This window comes from Levilactobacillus bambusae (assembly GCF_003124125.1).
Taxonomy (GTDB): Bacteria; Bacillota; Bacilli; order Lactobacillales; family Lactobacillaceae; genus Levilactobacillus; species Levilactobacillus bambusae.
This window is the reverse complement of record NZ_QCXQ01000003.1, coordinates 134,518-151,312: the sequence shown is the minus strand read 5'-3', so window position 1 is coordinate 151,312 and position 16,795 is coordinate 134,518. Positions and strand designations below refer to the sequence as shown.

15 protein-coding genes are annotated in these 16,795 nt (G+C 48.7%); 9 read left to right on the top strand and 6 right to left on the bottom strand.

Translation table 11 applies throughout. The features are described 5' to 3' along the window. Positions 1–8 precede the first annotated feature (8 nt). The 5 genes from DCM90_RS07225 to DCM90_RS07205 all read left to right on the top strand — a co-directional run bounded on the left by DCM90_RS07225 (position 9) and on the right by DCM90_RS07205 (position 5,482). Positions 9–1,433 carry an APC family permease gene (locus DCM90_RS07225; protein ID WP_109250699.1) on the top strand — a complete coding sequence of 475 codons (1,425 nt, stop codon included), beginning with the start codon at positions 9–11 and terminating at the stop codon, positions 1,431–1,433. Next, complete coding sequence (aguA, locus tag DCM90_RS07220; RefSeq protein ID WP_109250698.1) at positions 1,430–2,524, top strand: agmatine deiminase; 1,095 nt, start codon at positions 1,430–1,432, stop codon at positions 2,522–2,524. Before DCM90_RS07225 ends, aguA (DCM90_RS07220) begins: the two co-directional genes overlap by 4 nt. A gap of 13 nt (positions 2,525–2,537) precedes the next feature. After that, the gene (gene arcC, locus DCM90_RS07215; protein WP_109250697.1) at positions 2,538–3,473 is read left to right on the top strand and encodes a carbamate kinase; all 936 of its coding nucleotides are present in this window, start codon (positions 2,538–2,540) and stop codon (positions 3,471–3,473) included. A 111-nt stretch (positions 3,474–3,584) separates the two neighbouring features. Continuing rightward, complete coding sequence (gene aguA / locus DCM90_RS07210) at positions 3,585–4,676, top strand: agmatine deiminase (protein ID WP_109250696.1); 1,092 nt, start codon at positions 3,585–3,587, stop codon at positions 4,674–4,676. A 17-nt stretch (positions 4,677–4,693) separates the two neighbouring features. Continuing rightward, on the top strand, positions 4,694–5,482 hold the full coding sequence (locus DCM90_RS07205; protein WP_109250695.1) for a MurR/RpiR family transcriptional regulator: 789 nt from the start codon (positions 4,694–4,696) through the stop codon (positions 5,480–5,482). On the opposite strand, the gene DCM90_RS07200 is transcribed toward DCM90_RS07205, so the two are convergent. Continuing rightward, the gene (locus tag DCM90_RS07200) at positions 5,469–6,356 is read right to left on the bottom strand and encodes an RluA family pseudouridine synthase (RefSeq protein WP_109250694.1); all 888 of its coding nucleotides are present in this window, start codon (positions 6,354–6,356) and stop codon (positions 5,469–5,471) included. The genes DCM90_RS07205 and DCM90_RS07200 overlap by 14 nt on opposite strands. 100 nt (positions 6,357–6,456) lie before the next feature. After that, the gene (locus tag DCM90_RS07195; protein WP_109250693.1) at positions 6,457–6,909 is read right to left on the bottom strand and encodes a universal stress protein; all 453 of its coding nucleotides are present in this window, start codon (positions 6,907–6,909) and stop codon (positions 6,457–6,459) included. Between the two features lie 223 nt (positions 6,910–7,132). On the opposite strand from DCM90_RS07195, the gene DCM90_RS07190 reads away from it, so the two are divergent. Then, positions 7,133–7,561 (top strand): hypothetical protein, encoded by a 429-nt coding sequence (locus DCM90_RS07190; RefSeq protein ID WP_109250692.1) that lies wholly within the window; start codon positions 7,133–7,135, stop codon positions 7,559–7,561. 5 nt (positions 7,562–7,566) lie between these two features. Then, entirely contained in the window at positions 7,567–8,127 is a 561-nt protein-coding gene (locus tag DCM90_RS07185) for a hypothetical protein (protein ID WP_109250691.1), read from the top strand. Between the two features lie 351 nt (positions 8,128–8,478). Here DCM90_RS07185 and DCM90_RS07180 read toward each other — a convergent pair whose 3' ends face one another. Both DCM90_RS07180 and DCM90_RS07175 read right to left on the bottom strand, forming a co-directional pair. Beyond that, a complete protein-coding gene (locus DCM90_RS07180) occupies positions 8,479–9,330 on the bottom strand; it encodes an SAM-dependent methyltransferase (protein WP_109250690.1) in 852 nt (283 codons plus the stop codon). A 63-nt stretch (positions 9,331–9,393) separates the two neighbouring features. Beyond that, positions 9,394–9,804 (bottom strand): helix-turn-helix domain-containing protein, encoded by a 411-nt coding sequence (locus DCM90_RS07175; protein WP_109250689.1) that lies wholly within the window; start codon positions 9,802–9,804, stop codon positions 9,394–9,396. Between the two features lie 154 nt (positions 9,805–9,958). On the opposite strand from DCM90_RS07175, the gene DCM90_RS07170 reads away from it, so the two are divergent. Continuing rightward, complete coding sequence (locus DCM90_RS07170; RefSeq protein ID WP_165815247.1) at positions 9,959–10,591, top strand: type 1 glutamine amidotransferase; 633 nt, start codon at positions 9,959–9,961, stop codon at positions 10,589–10,591. Positions 10,592–10,658: 67 nt separating this feature from the next. Further along, entirely contained in the window at positions 10,659–12,257 is a 1,599-nt protein-coding gene (gene rny / locus DCM90_RS07165; protein ID WP_109250687.1) for a ribonuclease Y, read from the top strand. A gap of 423 nt (positions 12,258–12,680) precedes the next feature. Here the strand turns inward: rny and DCM90_RS07160 are convergent, their stop codons facing one another. Both DCM90_RS07160 and DCM90_RS07155 read right to left on the bottom strand, forming a co-directional pair. Then, positions 12,681–14,246, bottom strand: a complete 1,566-nt coding sequence (locus DCM90_RS07160) for a bifunctional metallophosphatase/5'-nucleotidase (protein ID WP_109250686.1) — start codon at positions 14,244–14,246, stop codon at positions 12,681–12,683. A gap of 209 nt (positions 14,247–14,455) precedes the next feature. Next, complete coding sequence (locus DCM90_RS07155; RefSeq protein WP_109250685.1) at positions 14,456–16,570, bottom strand: cation:proton antiporter; 2,115 nt, start codon at positions 16,568–16,570, stop codon at positions 14,456–14,458. Between the last annotated feature and the right edge of the window lie 225 nt (positions 16,571–16,795).

Sequence of the window (16,795 nt, the reverse complement as noted above, 5' to 3'; positions counted from 1 at the left end):
GAATGATAATGGAAAAAAAGAAAAAATTTAGGTTGTTTGATGCCGTCCTGATGGCTGTCGTGGTTGTGCTGGTTGTTGAATCAGTGGCCCCGGCCGCCGCAATCGGCCCCTCCCAGTTCTTCTGGTGGGGGTTGCTCCTCCTGTTCTTCTTCTTACCGTACGGATTAATTTCTGCCGAATTGGGGACGTCCTATGATGAGGGGGGCGGAATCTATGATTGGGTCAACCGAGCCTTTGGTCATAAATGGGGCGGGCGTGCCGCCTACCTCTACTGGATTAACTTCCCGATTTGGATGGCCAGCTTAGCCGTTCTCTTTGTGGAAGTGATTAACCAGATTTTCCAAGTTCAGCTTGGAACGTGGCCGTCGGTGTTAATTGAGCTGGCCTTTACTTGGATTGTGACGCTTATCTGCTGCTTCCCAGTGGCTGACAGCAAGTGGATTTTGAACTTAGCCGCCTTCGCCAAGATTTTTATTATCTTGAGCTTAGGGGGATTAGGGATCTACGTGGCAACCACGAAGGGAATGGCAACGACACTTACGCCAAACAATATGCTGCCTAGTTTTGATGCCCACAGCTTAAGCTATATTTCCGTTATCCTCTTTAACTTTCTTGGTTTTGAAGTGGTCACTACAATGGCCAGCGACATGCCGAACCCGAAGAAACAGATTCCAGAAGCCATTGTACTTGGCGGGATTTTAATCGCTGTCTTCTACGTCTTTGCTGCATTTGGAATGGGAGCTGCGATTCCTACCAACCAACTTTCCGCTTCCGGTGGATTAATGGACAGTATCCTGTTATTAGTTGGCCAGCACAATTGGTTTGTGGTTCTCGTCGGAATTCTCTTTGCCTACTCCCTGGTTGCAAACTTGATTTCGTGGTCGGCTGGGGTGAACGAAGGGGCTGAATATGCCGCCAAGAATCATGATTTACCCAGTGTTTTCAGTATTACCAGTAAGAAAACTGGGATGCCAACGGGTGCAACGATTTTAAACGGCATCATTGCCTCAGTTCTGATCGTTGCCGCACCGTTCATTCCAAATCAAAATATTTTTTGGGCGTTCTTCTCGTTGAACGTGGTCGCACTTTTAGGGGCTTACCTGCTCATGTTCCCGGCCTTCTTCCAGTTGAGAAGGAAGGATCCCGACCATGAACGGCCGTTCAAGGTCCCTGGAGGTCCCGTCGTTATTGCTTTGATGGCTTTTATCCCCGTGATCTTACTCTTAATCGGGGTTTACTGTTCCATCATTCCGCTAAACGGTAGCGCCGCCGAGTTTAACACTAAAATTCCAGTCTTAATCGGTACGATTATTGCCGTGGTGATTGGTGAAATCTGCATTTACTTTGCCCAATTAAACGGTCGTAAAAAGGATCAGCAAAGCGATCAATCAAAATCTGATGATAAAAATCATGAAGGAGGAGTCCCACTATGAAAACCTTAGATTCTTCACCAAAAAAAGACGGCTTCAGAATGCCCGGCGAGTTTGAACCCCATAAGGGTGTCTACATGCTTTGGCCCCAACGGCCAGATAACTGGCGCAACGGGGGGAAGCCAGCCCAAAAGGCCTTTACCGACGTTGCTGCTGCCATTTCAGAGTTTGAACCCGTTACGGTAGGGGTTAACGATGACCAGTTTGAAAACGCTCGGCACATGCTGCCGGATAACGTTAAGGTCATTGAAATTTCGAATAATGATGCCTGGATTCGGGACTGTGGGCCAACCTTTGTTAAGAACGATAAGGGTGAAGTCCGCGGGGTTGATTGGACCTTTAACGCTTGGGGTGGCTTAGTCGATGGCCTCTACTTCCCTTGGGATAAGGACGATCGGGTAGCCCAAAAGGTGATCGAAGTTGAGGGTGACGAACGTTACCGGTTAGATGACTTTGTCCTAGAGGGTGGCTCCATTCATGTTGATGGCGAAGGAACCTTAATTGCGACCGAAGAATGCCTGTTATCCAAGGGGCGGAATCCGCAACTTTCAAAGGAACAGATTGAAAGTGTTCTGAAAGAAAACCTGAACTTGGAAAAAGTCATCTGGTTAAAGAACGGAATCTACTTGGACGAAACTAACGGCCACGTTGATAACATTGCGAACTTTGTGAAACCTGGGGTGGTAGCGTTAGCCTGGACCGACGATGAATCCGATCCTCAGTACGCCATCTCCAAGGAAAACTATGAGATTCTCAGCAACGCAACGGATGCTAAGGGCCGTCAGATTCAGGTTGAAAAAATGATCCTGCCAAAGCCAATTACCATTACTGAAGAGGAAAGTCTCGGAGTAGATGCCGTTGATGGCACGTTGCCACGGACCGTTGGTGAACGGTTGGCAGCTAGTTACGTCAACTATTACACCGCAAACGGCGGCGTTGTATACCCATTGTTTGGCGACCCAAGTGATGAAAAGGCCCAGGAAACGTTAGAACGACTTTACCCTGATCGGAAAGTCGTCGGCGTTCCAGCTCGTGAAATTCTGCTTGGTGGTGGGAACATTCACTGTATCACCCAGCAAGTACCCCTAGGATAGGATGTGGATTTAGATGGCAAAGATCGTTGTTGCACTTGGTGGAAACGCCATTTTATCGGATGATGCCAGTGCTGAAGCTCAACAAAAAGCGGTTAAAAATACGGCTAAGGAACTCGTGAAGTTTGTGGAAAATGGGGATGAACTCATTATCACCCACGGTAACGGACCCCAAGTCGGGAACCTCTTGCTCCAACAGTTGGCGGCAGCTAGCGATAAAAATCCGGCTATGCCCCTTGATACCTGCGTGGCCATGACGCAGGGGAGTATTGGCTACTGGTTCCAGAATGCCTTGCAGGAACAACTGTTAGATAAGGGCATTAAGAAAAATGTGATGACGGTCATCACGCAGACGGTCGTTGATGAAAACGATCCGGCCTTTAAGGCTCCGACCAAACCAATTGGCCCCTTCTATACGAAGGAAGAAGCCGACGCCATGCAGAAACAGTATCCAGACTGGCAGTTTATGGAAGATGCCGGTCGGGGGTACCGGCGGGTGGTCCCATCACCTCGCCCAACGGAAATTAACGAATACGAAGCAATTTTAAAGACCATTGAAGCTGGAATTATTCCCATTGTGTCTGGTGGGGGTGGCATTCCCGTTGTTAAGAAGGGTAACCAGCTAGTGGGCAAGGAAGCCGTCATTGACAAGGATTTTAGCGCTTCAAAGATTGCTCAGCTGATCAATGCTGATAAGTTAATTATCCTCACGTCGGTGGGTGGCGTCTTCTATAACTTTGGTAAACCCAACCAAGAAGAAGTCACGAACGTCGCCGTGGATGAGGTTCAACAACACATCGACCGGGATGAGTTTGCCAAGGGCAGCATGATGCCAAAGGTTAAGGCCGCCGTCGACTTTGTTAAGAATACGGGGCATCCCGCAGTCATTGGGGCCCTTGAAGATGTTAAAGGAATTATCAGTGGTGACGAAGGTACGGTAATCCATGCCTAGGTCCCACGATCAAAAAGAACCGCCCACTAAGCAAAAAGACTTAGCCGGGCGGTTCTTTTGGTAATAAAAATGGTACTCTAATAGTTAGGAAACTTTAAGGGAGAGAGTAAGATGGAAATTTCGGCGTCGACACCGACCAAAGATGGGTTTTATATGGTTCCCGAGTGGGCCAAACACCAGGGAGCTTACATGATGTGGCCCGAACGGCCGGATAATTGGCGGGAGGGCGGAAAACCCGCCCAACGCGTCATTACGGAGATTGCGAATAAACTAGTGGATTTTGAGCCGGTCACCATGCTGGTCTCACGGGCGCAATACGAACATGCCTACCAAGCGTTATCTAACCAGGTCCGGGTGGTCGAGATGAGCTATAACGATGCCTGGATTCGCGACATGGCCCCCACCTTCTTGTTGAACCAACTGGGAATTCGTCGGGGCATCGACTGGCGGTTTAATGCCTGGGGCGGATTAGTAGACGGACTTTACTTTCCGTGGGATCAGGACGATCTCGTAGCCCAGAAGATTTGTGCCTTAGAACAACTGGATTTCTATAAATTGCAGCATTTTGTGCTTGAGGGGTGTTCCTACACGACGGATGGCGAGGGGACGCTGATTGTTACCGAAGAGGTCCTGCTATCGGAGGGCCGAAACGGAGAAATGACGAAGGATGAAATTGAAGAGGTGTTGAAAACCTACCTAAACGTCACGAAAATTATTTGGCTGCAAGAGGGCTTCTTTATGGATGAAACTAACGGGGATATTGATAACATGGTGAGTTTTATCCGGCCAGGCGAGGTGGCCTTGACTTGGAGTGATGACCAAAACGATCCCCAAACCCGCATTTCCCGGGCGGCCGAAAAAGTTCTCCAGTCAGCAACGGATGCCATGGGGCGGCCGTTTAAAATTCACCGGCTCACGGTGCCAACGCCACTCTACGCCACGGCCGAGGAGAGTGAAGGCGTGGATCCCGTCAACGGACTACTTCCCCGGTATCCGGGCGACCGGTTAACTGCCACGTACGTTAACGCCTACCTGGCTAACGGCGCTGTATTTGTGCCGACGTTTAAGGAACCCCAGGATGAACAGGCCCTGCAGCAGTACCAAGCGTTTTATCCCGATCGTCAGATTATTCCGATTTATTCCCGTGAATTATTACTTGGGGGCGGTAGTATTCACAGCGTGATTGCCGGATTGCCTGAGTAAGGAGGAATAGAAACAGCATGAACTTTTTTGAAATTGTGAACCCGAACGTTGAAAAGCTCAGTAAGAACGAATACGCTCTGCTGGACTACGTGATTAAAAATATGGACGACGTTAAGAGTAAAAGTATTCGGGAGGTCGCCGCTGCCTGCTTCGTGTCAACCACGACGTTCTTACGGTTTGTCCGTAAAATCGGATTTTCAGGATACAGCGAATTTTCAACGGTGATTAAATATACGTTATTAAATCAAACGGATGAGGACGAAGAAAAGGCCGATACGCACTTTGTGGTTGAACAAAATGCGTACCGGCAAGAATACTTGAAAAATATTCAGGAAACGGTGCGGGTATTAGAGGGGCAAAAACTGATTTCCCTTTCGCAACTCATGCTTAAAGCCCCGAAGCTAATTATTTACGCTAAGGGGTTGAGTAAGTACGCTGCTGAATACGTTCGGCATCTTTATACGCTCAACGGATTCATTATTTTGTTTCCACTCAACTATGAGGAACGCCAGGTGGCCTACCGGCAAATTGGGCAGGACGACCTGGTCTTTATGTTTAACTACGGCGGTGAAGATCCCGAACTGGTGACCCTCATGCAGGAAATCGAACGTAAATGTACATACGGCGCCATGGTTTCCATTACCGGTGCGAATAATAATACCATTCAAAATATGAGTGACTACAATTTTTACCTGTTTACGGACGAAGTAGTTCAAAACGGGGTGGAGATGACCTCTCACGTGTCCATTATTATCATCATGGAGTTATTAATGTACCAGTACCGGGAGCTTGTTAAACAGCGTTAAAATGCCGGGGAACGGGAGCAATCACCGTGACTCGTTCGGTTGAAAACGGGAGGGGAATAATTAATTGGCGGCAGTGGAGCCGTAACCGAGTGGTGGGCTTATCATGGGCGTAAAGGGGATCACCAACGATTGGATAACCGTTTCCAGCAAGGTGAACCCGAAGTTGGTGGGTCCGGCCGGTTTCTAACCGTAACGCAACAAGTGACCTGTTGTGATGTCGGTCGAGGGTACGATAGTGGGTGATAGCAGTCTGGGGGTTCACCCCGTTAATTTGCCGCTTTCGCTTATCCGTGGGATCCAAGCCAATGGGATCGGTAAACGTGCCCTCTGGGGGCGTCGTACCATGAACCCACGCTAAGTAAGTTCGCTGAACCCGTTTATTGGCAATTTCCCGCTCTAGAATGGGGACAACGACGGGGGACTTGGCAAAGAGAAGGACCCCGGTCGTTTCCTGATCGAGCCGGCTTAGAATGTAAGGCCCGTCAGCATTGGGACCTAGATAGGCGGCCACGTGGTTTTGGGTGGTCCCGGTTTCCCAGGGGAGGTTCGGGTGGGTCTTGCTCCCCTGGGTTTTGTTCACCACGACCAGATCGGCCGTTTCATAAAGCACCGCTACCGTCTGGGCACTATCAGGACGAACGTCGGCGTATGGGTGGCCGAAATCATTGGGGACGAAGGTCATTTGGAGCTGATCGCCCGGGTGAACTAACGTATTCACGGGCTGGTATGTTCCGTTTAGGGTAACCCGGCGGTGCTGACGTAAGTCACCGACTAAGCGTTTGGGTAGCTGCCATTGCTTTTGCAACAGGTTACGTAACGAAACGGTGGGCTGCGTCGGACTAAGTTGACGATTGACCTGCCATTGTGGCGACATGGTGTTCCTCCTCATTGATGGCTAACATCGAATAACCGGTCAACCTCTTGCGTGATGCGAGAAGTTGACCGGTTATTTATCTTCATTTATCCAAATTGACTTATTTGTTAACTGGCTTAACGATTAAGACATCGCAAATGGCACTCCGGCTAACGTAGTTGGTTACCGATCCCACCATTAAACGTTCAACGGCGGTTAACCCAGTTGAACCAATGACAATTAATTGGTTGTCATGGTCCTCTGGGAATTCACGGGCGATAACGGGTTTAGGGTTACCGAACCGAACGTGAATTTCAACGTCTTTAACGCCGGCATCCTGAGCCTTACGCTTGAGTTCGGAAAGCCGGGATTGAACGTCTTCTGATAACTTGTAAATGACATCGCCACTAACGGCGCCACCGTAAGTATCACTGAATTGATTGACTTCAAGGACGTTTAAAATATCTAAACGCGTGTCGTTTTCCTTAGCAATTTCAATCGCTTTTTCTAAGACGGGTTCAGTTGCCTTAGATCCATCAACGGGACACAGAATGTTCTTGTATTGTTGTAACATAATGATGACACCCCTCACATTGGATGATTTACTATACCTTAACTATATCATTCATTATACAAAATGTAAGCCTTTTTATCCATGAGATGACTTGAAAAATTTTCAAAGCCCGGTCCCATGCACTTGCCAGATAAAACTTTAACTGAAATGGTCAGAAACATATGGACAAGTCGCTGATGTACGATAAAATGAAGCAAGAACGACTAGTTTAGGGGGTAAAAACGTGAAAGAACGTCCAGTATTGAAATGGGCCTTGGTCTCACTGGTCCTATTTTTAGGAATTAACCTCATCATGTCCCTGCCAATTGCCGGAGTCGTTGAACGAAACGGGCTATCAAGCGAACTATTGGCGTCTTCAGCCATCGTCGTCGTGCTGTACCTCGTTCCTTTTTTGGCGGCAGCACTCGGTTTTGGGCCAGCCTACTACGTCTTAGGAATCGTCATGGTCATGTATTCCGTTGGCCTAGCGGGGGGAATCGTGACCCTATGGACACAGGGAACCGCTGGATTCTTTATTAATGGGATTCTAACCCTGGCCTCAGTATTTGCCTTGCTCGTCAACCTGTATTGGCTCGTGCTGGCTATTCGGCTAAGGAATGAGCGGCGCTTAAAACGGGATATGGATCGTTATGGACATAAAGAAATGAGATGAAACGAATGAAACTGACTGTACAAACGTTTTTGGATGAAATTAACGCCGATCAATTTAAAAAGCAGACGAAGTCCTTAAGTTTGGCAACCTTTCTTGATGACCCCGTTGCCGGAATGAACTCCCTCTACACCTTTGTGCGTGATGAGGTTTTAGAGGGGCACCTCGCCCAGGGCGAACTAAAAATTGAGGGGACGGAAGGGTCATTTCGGGTTGAAACGAACGTCATTAACCTGCCAATGGCTGAACCTAACGTCATCAGCAAAATTACCGTCGGCGAAGAAGAACGGGAACTCATGATTTATATCATGGTCCAAGACCCGAAGATTAACGTCTCCAGCTTTCGGATTGACGAAGTCTGTTCAGCGGACGCCTACGTCGATGACTTTGATTCGGCCAAGGTCAAGATGGATGATTGGCTGCTATCACAAGTGGAAATCCTCAAAAATGCGCCGGATAACGTTGAGGAGTCTGAACCTGAATCAAAGCCAGCGCCAGCAAAAAAGCCCGCAAAGAAAACGACCAAAAGAACAACTAAGAAAACCGCTAGTAAAACGACCAAAAAGTAATTGAAAATTGAATCGCATGAGCGTATATTAGTCTCATGCGATGAGTCGAGATTTCGCGCATTCTTGGTAACAGGAATGTCCAGTCCTACTGGCTAGGCGAATTTTGATAGACGGGGCACAAGGTTTCACCACCGGATGTGGCGTGCCCGATGAATGGGGAATGTGGATTCCCTGAATCTGTTCAATTGAATACGTCTGAAAAAAGCCAACCCGTAATGGGCTGGCTTTTTTTATTTCTCCGTTAATTCTCGGAAGTTCCCGAAATGCTCCACACCCTAGTCGGGTTCCATCACTCAGATCTCTTCGGTTATTCCTCCAGATCTACCGAGTGATTCCACACCCTGTTTCTTCTTATCGTACTAAAAAGGTGTGATCCTGAATAAGGTCAAACACTTTGTGGTGTCGGTTAAGCAGCTCAAGGGACTCGTCCGTTCCCGTCAGCTGGAGGTTGTCCCAGAATACCTTTGAATCTGTGGCGCCGTTCATCTCACCGATGACAATAAAGTCAACGTGATGCTCGGAACGACGGATGGCTTGCAGCAGTTCCCAGTCAACGGGTAGACCGTCTGGCGACCAACTCATAATCACAACGTCGACCTCGTTCCCATACTTTTGCCAGGCGTCTAAGGCGCTGAGCCGTTCGATTTCTGTGACTGGGTGTTTGCCGGTCTCGTTTTCCTTCGTCCAGTCCTTGCTGTCCGTGGCGTAGACAAGCTGATCATGATCTCGAAGCCCCTTAGAGATGTACCCGTTACCGGCCATCACCTCGAGGGTCTTTTTACCATCGATGTACTGTGCTAAATCGGCCGCAAAGGGCGCTGAAATGTAGGCCCACATCCCGTAACGGTCCTCCAAGTAATCCCGGAAATTCCGCAGGTCCTGATCTAACTTCGGCAGCGCATCCGATAGCTCGTTCCACAGCTGATCGCCCTTAGGATCATGGGGGGCAAAGCGCGCGTTAATATTTTGAAAAAGGATGTCCTGAATGTTGTCGGGAAGTTCAAGTACGGGAAGGTCCTGAGGGAGTCGTCCCTTGGTGAGTAACTCATCGGCTAATAATACGTTATTAACGAGGACTTGAATTTCCGGAATCTGGGCAAACCGATTTCGGTACCGCTGCATCCGAGTGATGTAAGGTTCAGCCCGGGAAGCGGGGTGCTTTTGGACCTGTTTTTTGAGTTTCTTTAATTTTTTGGGATTCATATGGTCCTCCTAGACTAAAAAGAAGCCTGGCTTGACGGGTCACCGCCTAACAGACTCCTAGGGTTAATCAAAGTGCAGGTCTAACTGTTCGTTTTGATCACCCGGATCGGTTTGACCGCGGGTTTCTTTACCGTGTAGGTAGCCATCAATGAGCTGGTAAATTTCGTACCGGTCTTCACCGCTAAGGATGACCCGGTTAAAGCTCAACTGCTTTCCCGATAGGAAGAGCTTTCCGAGGTCGTATTCATCACGTTCGGCCTTGCCCGTCAGGTAGTCTAACGTGACATCAAAGTATTCGGCAAGTTTACGAACCTCAATGTAGGACGGGGTCCGGATGCCACGTTCCCAGTTGCCAATCTGGGAGGCGGTGTTCGCGTGCTGATCTCCGTCGGTTTGCGCATTGAGTGCGTTTGCCAGTTGTTCAAGTGTAATGTGTTGGCCGCGACGTAAAGCTCGAAGGCGTTCTGGAAACATCTTGGTCCCCCGTTTCAACAAATTTTAATTCTGCTTTCATTATAGCCCAACTCAGCCTTGATGGGAAAGGATTCCCGCGGGAAACTTCGTGGAAGTCGACCTGGTTGACACGTGGTTGTCAGCCCGTATCATGAAGGCAAAGGGGGTGCCAAACATGAAGATTGACGTGATTTTACATTCTGAAGATGATTCTCTGGGATTCATTCAGGAATGGGCGGATAAACACCACCATGAGTTGGTCCTTCACCGGCCAACCGACAGTGATGGCGTTCAAACGATTCAGCCGCACCGGGTAAACCTATTAATTAGCCTTGGCGGGGGTGAGCTGCTGAAATTCAAGAAAACGGCATGGTTTGCTGTTGAACGGGAACTTATGCGACGGTTATCCGCGTTCAACATTCCCCAATTCGGAATTGGGATAGGCGCTCAACAGCTAGCGTCGGCCTTAGGTGGCACCATTACGTCCATGGCCCATCAGACAGCGGGCTGGCAGCTCGTCAACGCCACCCGGGCTGATACCGTCAAGCTTCCTGATCTAATGACGGTCTTTCAGGAGCCCCATGACCGAATCGTGATGCCCCGGGCCCAACGACTCTTTAATTCTGCCCTGGACCATTGTCAGGGATTTAAGTTTAAAAATGCAGTTGGCCTTCAATTTCATTTAGAAGTGATGCCCGAAACTCAGCGTCAACTAGCGGGAGGTGGTGATTCTAAAGTTAATTGGACCACCAATCAGCGGGTCTTAGACGAGCTTCTGGATACATTGGTGAAGAACGGGACAAATTAGCGTATAATGGTTATATGGCGAATTAGGTTTAATTTGCGATAATTTATAATTTAAGGAGAACCACATTTTGATGATGATAGGAGTGGCTGTCATTATGCTCGCGGTGGGCTTGTTAGGTGGCGGTTTAGTGCGCGAAAAGCAGCACCAGCGCGACCTAGCGAATGCCCGTGAAAAAGCGGCAGCAATTACAGCCGAAAAAGACCAACTCACACAACAAGACGTGGCCCGCATCCAAAACGAAAATCGAGCAGAAACCGATACCTACCAACAATCGATGACAGACGAGTTAGATGAACAGCACACTGATCTTAACCTTCGGCAACACCGAATTGATCAGCGGGAAGAAGCAATGAAACAAACTCAGCAGCGATTGGACGACCACGACCAAGATTTACGGCAGCGTCGAGCTGAAAATCGAGAGATCAATGAGGGCGTCAAGGAACGGCGGCACCAAGCAAACGATCTGATTCAAAAACGGAGCGAAGTGCTGGAAACCCAAGCGGGGATTACGCACGACGAAGCGGGACAACACGTTATAATTGAAACCCAGCGGGAATTAGCTGGGGAACGGGATATTCAGGTCAGGGAACTCACGGAGATTGCCACGGCCATTAATGAACGACGCGCCAAGGATCTGATCGTTGATGCCATTCAACGGGGCCCAGAAGACCTCCCAAAAATCCACATTGAGCACACGATTACCGTCCCAAACGGTGAAGTTAGAAGTAAAATTATCGGTCGGGAGGGCCAGCATATTCGGCTGCTGGAAACCTTAACTGGAACGGACTTACTGTTTGAACCGGATGATAAGTTAACCCTCTACATCAGTACTCACGATCCCATTCGGCGGGAAGTGGCCAGAACGGCAGTGGAAAACTTGATTGCCGGTCGTCGGGTTTCTGTGAGCGCCATTCAAGCCCAGGTTGCGGCTGCCGAAAAAGAAGTCATGAAGGGCCTCCGAGAAACCGGTGAAACGGTTGCGAGCCGACTGCACGTGGGATGGGTTCATCCCGACCTCATGAAGACGATCGGTCGGTTAAAGTACCGGACGAGTTACGGACAAAACATGTTGCTGCACTCCATTGAAGTCGCTGAATTGGCGGGATTAATGGCCCAGGAACTTGGTATTGACGTGCGGCTGGCTAAGCGAGCTGGGTTATTACATGATATTGGTAAGGCGTTAGATCATGAAGTTGACGGAACGCACGTGGAAATCGGGACGGAGATTGCCGAGAAATACGGTGAAGATCCGTTAGTTGTCAACGCGATTGAGGCGAGTCACGGAGACGTTGAAAAAACGAACCCAATTTCCGTGTTAGTCGCTACGGCAGATTCGATCTCTGGGGGTCGACCAGGTGCCCGGAGTGAATCGGTTGAAGAATACATTAACCGGCTGCACGCCTTAGAAAATATCGCCCGGTCACACGATGGAGTTTCCGATAGTTACGCCATCCAAGCCGGCCGTGAAATCCGCATCATCGTTAAGCCAAATGAACTAGACGATGAGGCCACGGCGACCCTATCAAACGAGGTAGCGAACCAAGTGGAACACGACTTAACCTACCCAGGTAAAATTAAGGTAACCGCCTTAAGAACCTTCGAAGCGGACGAATACGTCGGGGATGATCACCCGAAGAAGAAAAAGAAGAAGAAAAAGGCGGGATAGAGCGCAAGTCTCAACGGGAGATTTTGAGGACTAACCTAGAAAAAAGCTTATTCAACCGGTCCTTGGTTGGATGGGCTTTTTTCGTAGTTAGCCGCAGAAATCTGTTGAGACTTGCGCGTTTCGGCAACGAGGCCAAAGAAGTATGCCGGTCTTTGGCATGTATTCGGGGATTTTGTTAGGCGGAGGAATCTGACTTGCTGAATGCCATTCGGCAAAGAAGCCAATTTCGTTGAGCTTATTCAACCAGTTCTTGGTTGGATAAGCTTTTTTCGTAGTTAACCGCAGAAATCTGTTGAGACTTGCGCGTTTCAGCAACAAGGCTAAAGCAGTATGCCGGTCTTTGGCATGGTCTAAACATCTGATGTCCCAGTTTTACAAAAAAGGCTCAGCCTCGTACACGCGGGGCTGAGCTTATAATGGTTATTAGTTTGGTTCATTAATGACGTGAAAATTGTCGTTGGTGGTGGCATCAATGACGGGATGGTCACGGAGATAATCGGCGATCAGTTCGCTCATGGTACCGGAACTTTCACTGATGATCTTTTGGGCATTATACATGGGGTAGTGGCCCCCGCCAACCGCCCGATATTGATTAAGGGCAATTTTTAACCGCATCTTATCGGTCACGGGTTGGCCGTGATACATTAACTTAGTGACCCGACTACCAACGGGATTGGCGATGTTTAAGACGTAGTCAATCCCTTCGTACATATCGTAGTTATACTGACGGCGTTTGGGTGTAATATAGGCCGGATTGGCCGCTAACTGACCATTTTCAATGATGAAATAGTTGGCGGTAAGTTCGAGAGCGTCCCGTAAATCCTCTCCGGTAATTTCGAGTAGGGAAACCCCATTTGGGTAAACGTAATTTGTCATAATATTACGCATGGTAATGGGATTTTCAAATCCCCGGGCTTCGTCGTTAAACAGGGCGGTCGCCGAGATATCAGCGCCGACGGAGGCCATCTGGACCTTTTGGACGAATTCAATGTAGGGCGTTTCACGGATCCGGGCTTTAAATGCATTATTAAACGTCATGGAACCGTTGATGTGGCCGAGCGGCTGATCTAACCAATGGTCAACGTCACGGTCTAACCGGTGGGATTTTGCCATCATATCGCTATCTAACGTTGCGTCACCCGTTGGAATGAGTTCAGCTTCGGAGCTGATGACGCTCACCTTGCCGTTAGCTAACCGCTGTAAGTTTAACGTGATTTTGCCCACGTCTTCGCCCCGGGACCCGGGTTGAGTCACGGGAACGTCAAAAATTTTGGTCGCTAGCTTTCGATGTTGGTGGCCCGTCACAAGCGCGTCAATGCCCGGAATTTGTTCCAATAAGGTGTAAGCCTCGTTTTCACCGGCATGAATGTCCGTTAGCTTTCCCGTCAATAGGTCGCGTTCGAACCCACCGTGGTAACAGACTACTACGACGTCAGCCTGTTCCCGGATGATGGGGATGTAGTGTCGGGCGGTAGCAACGACTGAGTCGAACTGTAACCCGCTAATATTGGTCGGTTTTTCCCACTTATACACTGCTTGCGTGGTCAAACCGAGGACCCCAATCCGAATGCCCTCTTTTTCATAAATTTTATAAGGTGAACCGTACTCGGTGTCGCCGTTTTCGTCTAAGATATTAGCGCATAAAATATCACGTTTTGCCTCGTTAACGGCAGATTGGAGGTATTCTTGCCCGTAATTAAATTCATGGTTGCCAAGGACACCAACGTCGTATGGAATCAGATTATAAATGGCCATCAGCCGTTTGGGATCGTGTTCTGGTTCAACCTTAGCAACGTAGTACGCCAAGGGCGAACCCTCTAAAAAGTCACCGTTATCAACGGTTAATACGGCGCCGTCAGTTTGGCTTTCCCGGTGAATCACGGTTGCTGCCCGGGTTAAGCCAAAGGGCATAGTCGTTCCCTTTTCAACGTAATTCGTTGGAAAAATATAACCGTGGGTGTCACTAGTTGACAGAATTGTTAGTTTCATTTGACTGACCTCCAATCTTAATATTTTATAAACTATATTGAAATTATAGGCTAGTTTATAAGTCATGTAAATTGACCAATAAAATTAAAATTAGCAGATTGGGGTAATTAGGCAGTTATAGATTGGATAATGGGATGATGGGTGAGTTAATTAAAGGGAAGGTCCCCCATACNNGTATGGGGGACCTTCCCTTTATGCATGATATTTGGCTAATCCGACTGCTGCATGTAAACCAATTCATCCGTGGAAACCTGTTCGTAAAGTTGGTTAGCTAACGCTTTACTAATTTTATTCGAGCTAAGTTGCGCCTGAATGTAGTTATACTCGTACTGAAAGGCTTGGATAAAGAGGTCGTTTTGTTCTTCGTTGGTTTCATTGGAGTTTGTCATACGCCGATGCCGTAGGTTGTAGTAACGGCGAACCGCACTGGTTTCCGCGACATTTTCCGGTGTCATAATGTTTCCGAGGTAAGTCATGACGGCGTTGTACCCATCCGTTTCAATTTCGGCCATTGCCTGGCGACGGTCGGATAGGGCCGCCTTACTCTCGGGCGACTTCAGTTTTTTCTTAAACTCCCTGTAGGACCGGTAAGTTTGAGGGTGAGCTTCCCGCGGTAAGATGGCCACCTCTTTTTCATCCGCCGAAACATACTGGTTAGCCTTTTCGGTCGCCCCAAGTTCCAGTGGGTGATGGGTCAAGTTGCGCCGCACCATGACGTCGCCCTCCTTGGGCCGACGATGGGTCCAGAAGCGGGCCCAGAAACGGAGGGATAATCGAACGCGCCCCCAAAAACCTAGGGTCGCCTTATAGTTATTAATAATGATAAATCGTTCGTACATTTGGCCCCAGGCGCTGGGAATTTCACCGTTTTCAATCTGATTGTTGATTGTATCGGATTCAACGAGCCCAGCTTTGCGCATGAGGTGTTCAGTTTCCTTGCTGTTAGGTCGCTGGGCAGAAACCTGACTGCTTAAGGTTTCCACCACTTGCTGGGTGGTTGCAAGGGTTTCGGAATGGTTATCTAGGAGCTGCTGGATTGCGTAATTCACCATAGCGCGTCGGGTTTCCGCAAATTCGATCTCACTAACGGGAAGTTCCTTTGCGGGCAGAATTAGCGGCAGGACCAGAGTCGGAACCAGCAAGCTGATGATAATGACGATGCTGGCAATGAAAATAATGACGTTTCTAAACGGGAAGGGCGCCCCGTGGAAAAATAGGGGCAGTGAAAAGGCCATGGAGAGGGTAACCGTTCCGTGGATGCCGGATAGCGCGCCAATGAGGGCGGCTACGGGCGTCTGTTTCTTCGTAAAGTGGGCGTCGGAAAAACCGAACCGAATCCATAAGTATCTCATTAACGTCATTACCACGTATAGGAGGACGGCTAAGAGCAGGTACCGTAAGTAGTCGCTTTTGGGGTCACTCAAGATGTTAGCGAGGACGGTCGGCAGGGTTACCCCTAAGAGGACAAAGACAATTCCGTTCAAAATACTGGTCAAAATGGACCAGGTTGCCCGTGAAGCGATTTGCAAGTGGGTGGACGTTAACTGCAATCGGTTATGTTCAACCCCGTGGACTAAGCCGGCAGCCACGGCGGCTAAAATTCCGGACAGGCCCAGTTCTTCGGCAACGACGTAGACTAGGAAGGGGGTCAGAATACTATACGGAATCACAACCGCAGCGGTGCTCATGGAACGTTGGACGAGCCAAATCCGGCCAATCACTAGGAAGTAACCGAGGATAAGCCCAACTAGCAGGCCACCTAAAAAGACGATTAAAAAGTGTTCGACTCCGTGGCCAAGAGAAAACTGCCCGCTCGTGAACGCCGTTAAAGCCAGGTCAAACGCAACGATACCGGAAGCGTCGTTAAACAGCGCCTCGTTCTTCAGTAACGTCATAATCTTGTTTGGCACCGCTAAGTTGGTGGTCACGCTGCTAACCGCAACCGCATCCGTTGGCGTAATAATGGCCGCAAGAGCAAAGGCTAAGGGGAGCGGTATGGTTAACAAGACGGAGTGGGTGATTAAACCCACGACCCCAATGGTAATCATGACGAGTAGGACGGCCATCGATAGGATTGAATTAATGGACCGCCGCAGCAGACGGGTATTCGCGTTTTGCCCGTCCTCAAACATGAGGGGGGCAATAATGATCAGCATAAATACTGAGGGATCTAAGTTAAAGTGATGGTACATCGGAACAAAGGATAGGACTAAACCGGCGCCGATTTGGTAAAACGCCAGTGGAATCTTTGGTAGCAACGTATAGACGATGTTCGCAAAGATGGTGGTAATGACAAGCAAAACCACCGCGTAAAAAATTGTCATCGAAATCACTCCAATAAGGTTCTCCCCTTAATTTTACTGCACTGTTGCGGAAGTCGAAAGGAATTTAACAGAAGCCACAAGTTGGGTACAACGGAAACAGTTGATAGGATGAATAATTTCACAAAAAAACATTGTGTTAGGTCATTTAGAGTAAAACGCTAAACTCAACGGGGGTTTTTGGGGCAAAATCCTTAATTTGTGGGGTTTTACGTAAACATTTTGGGA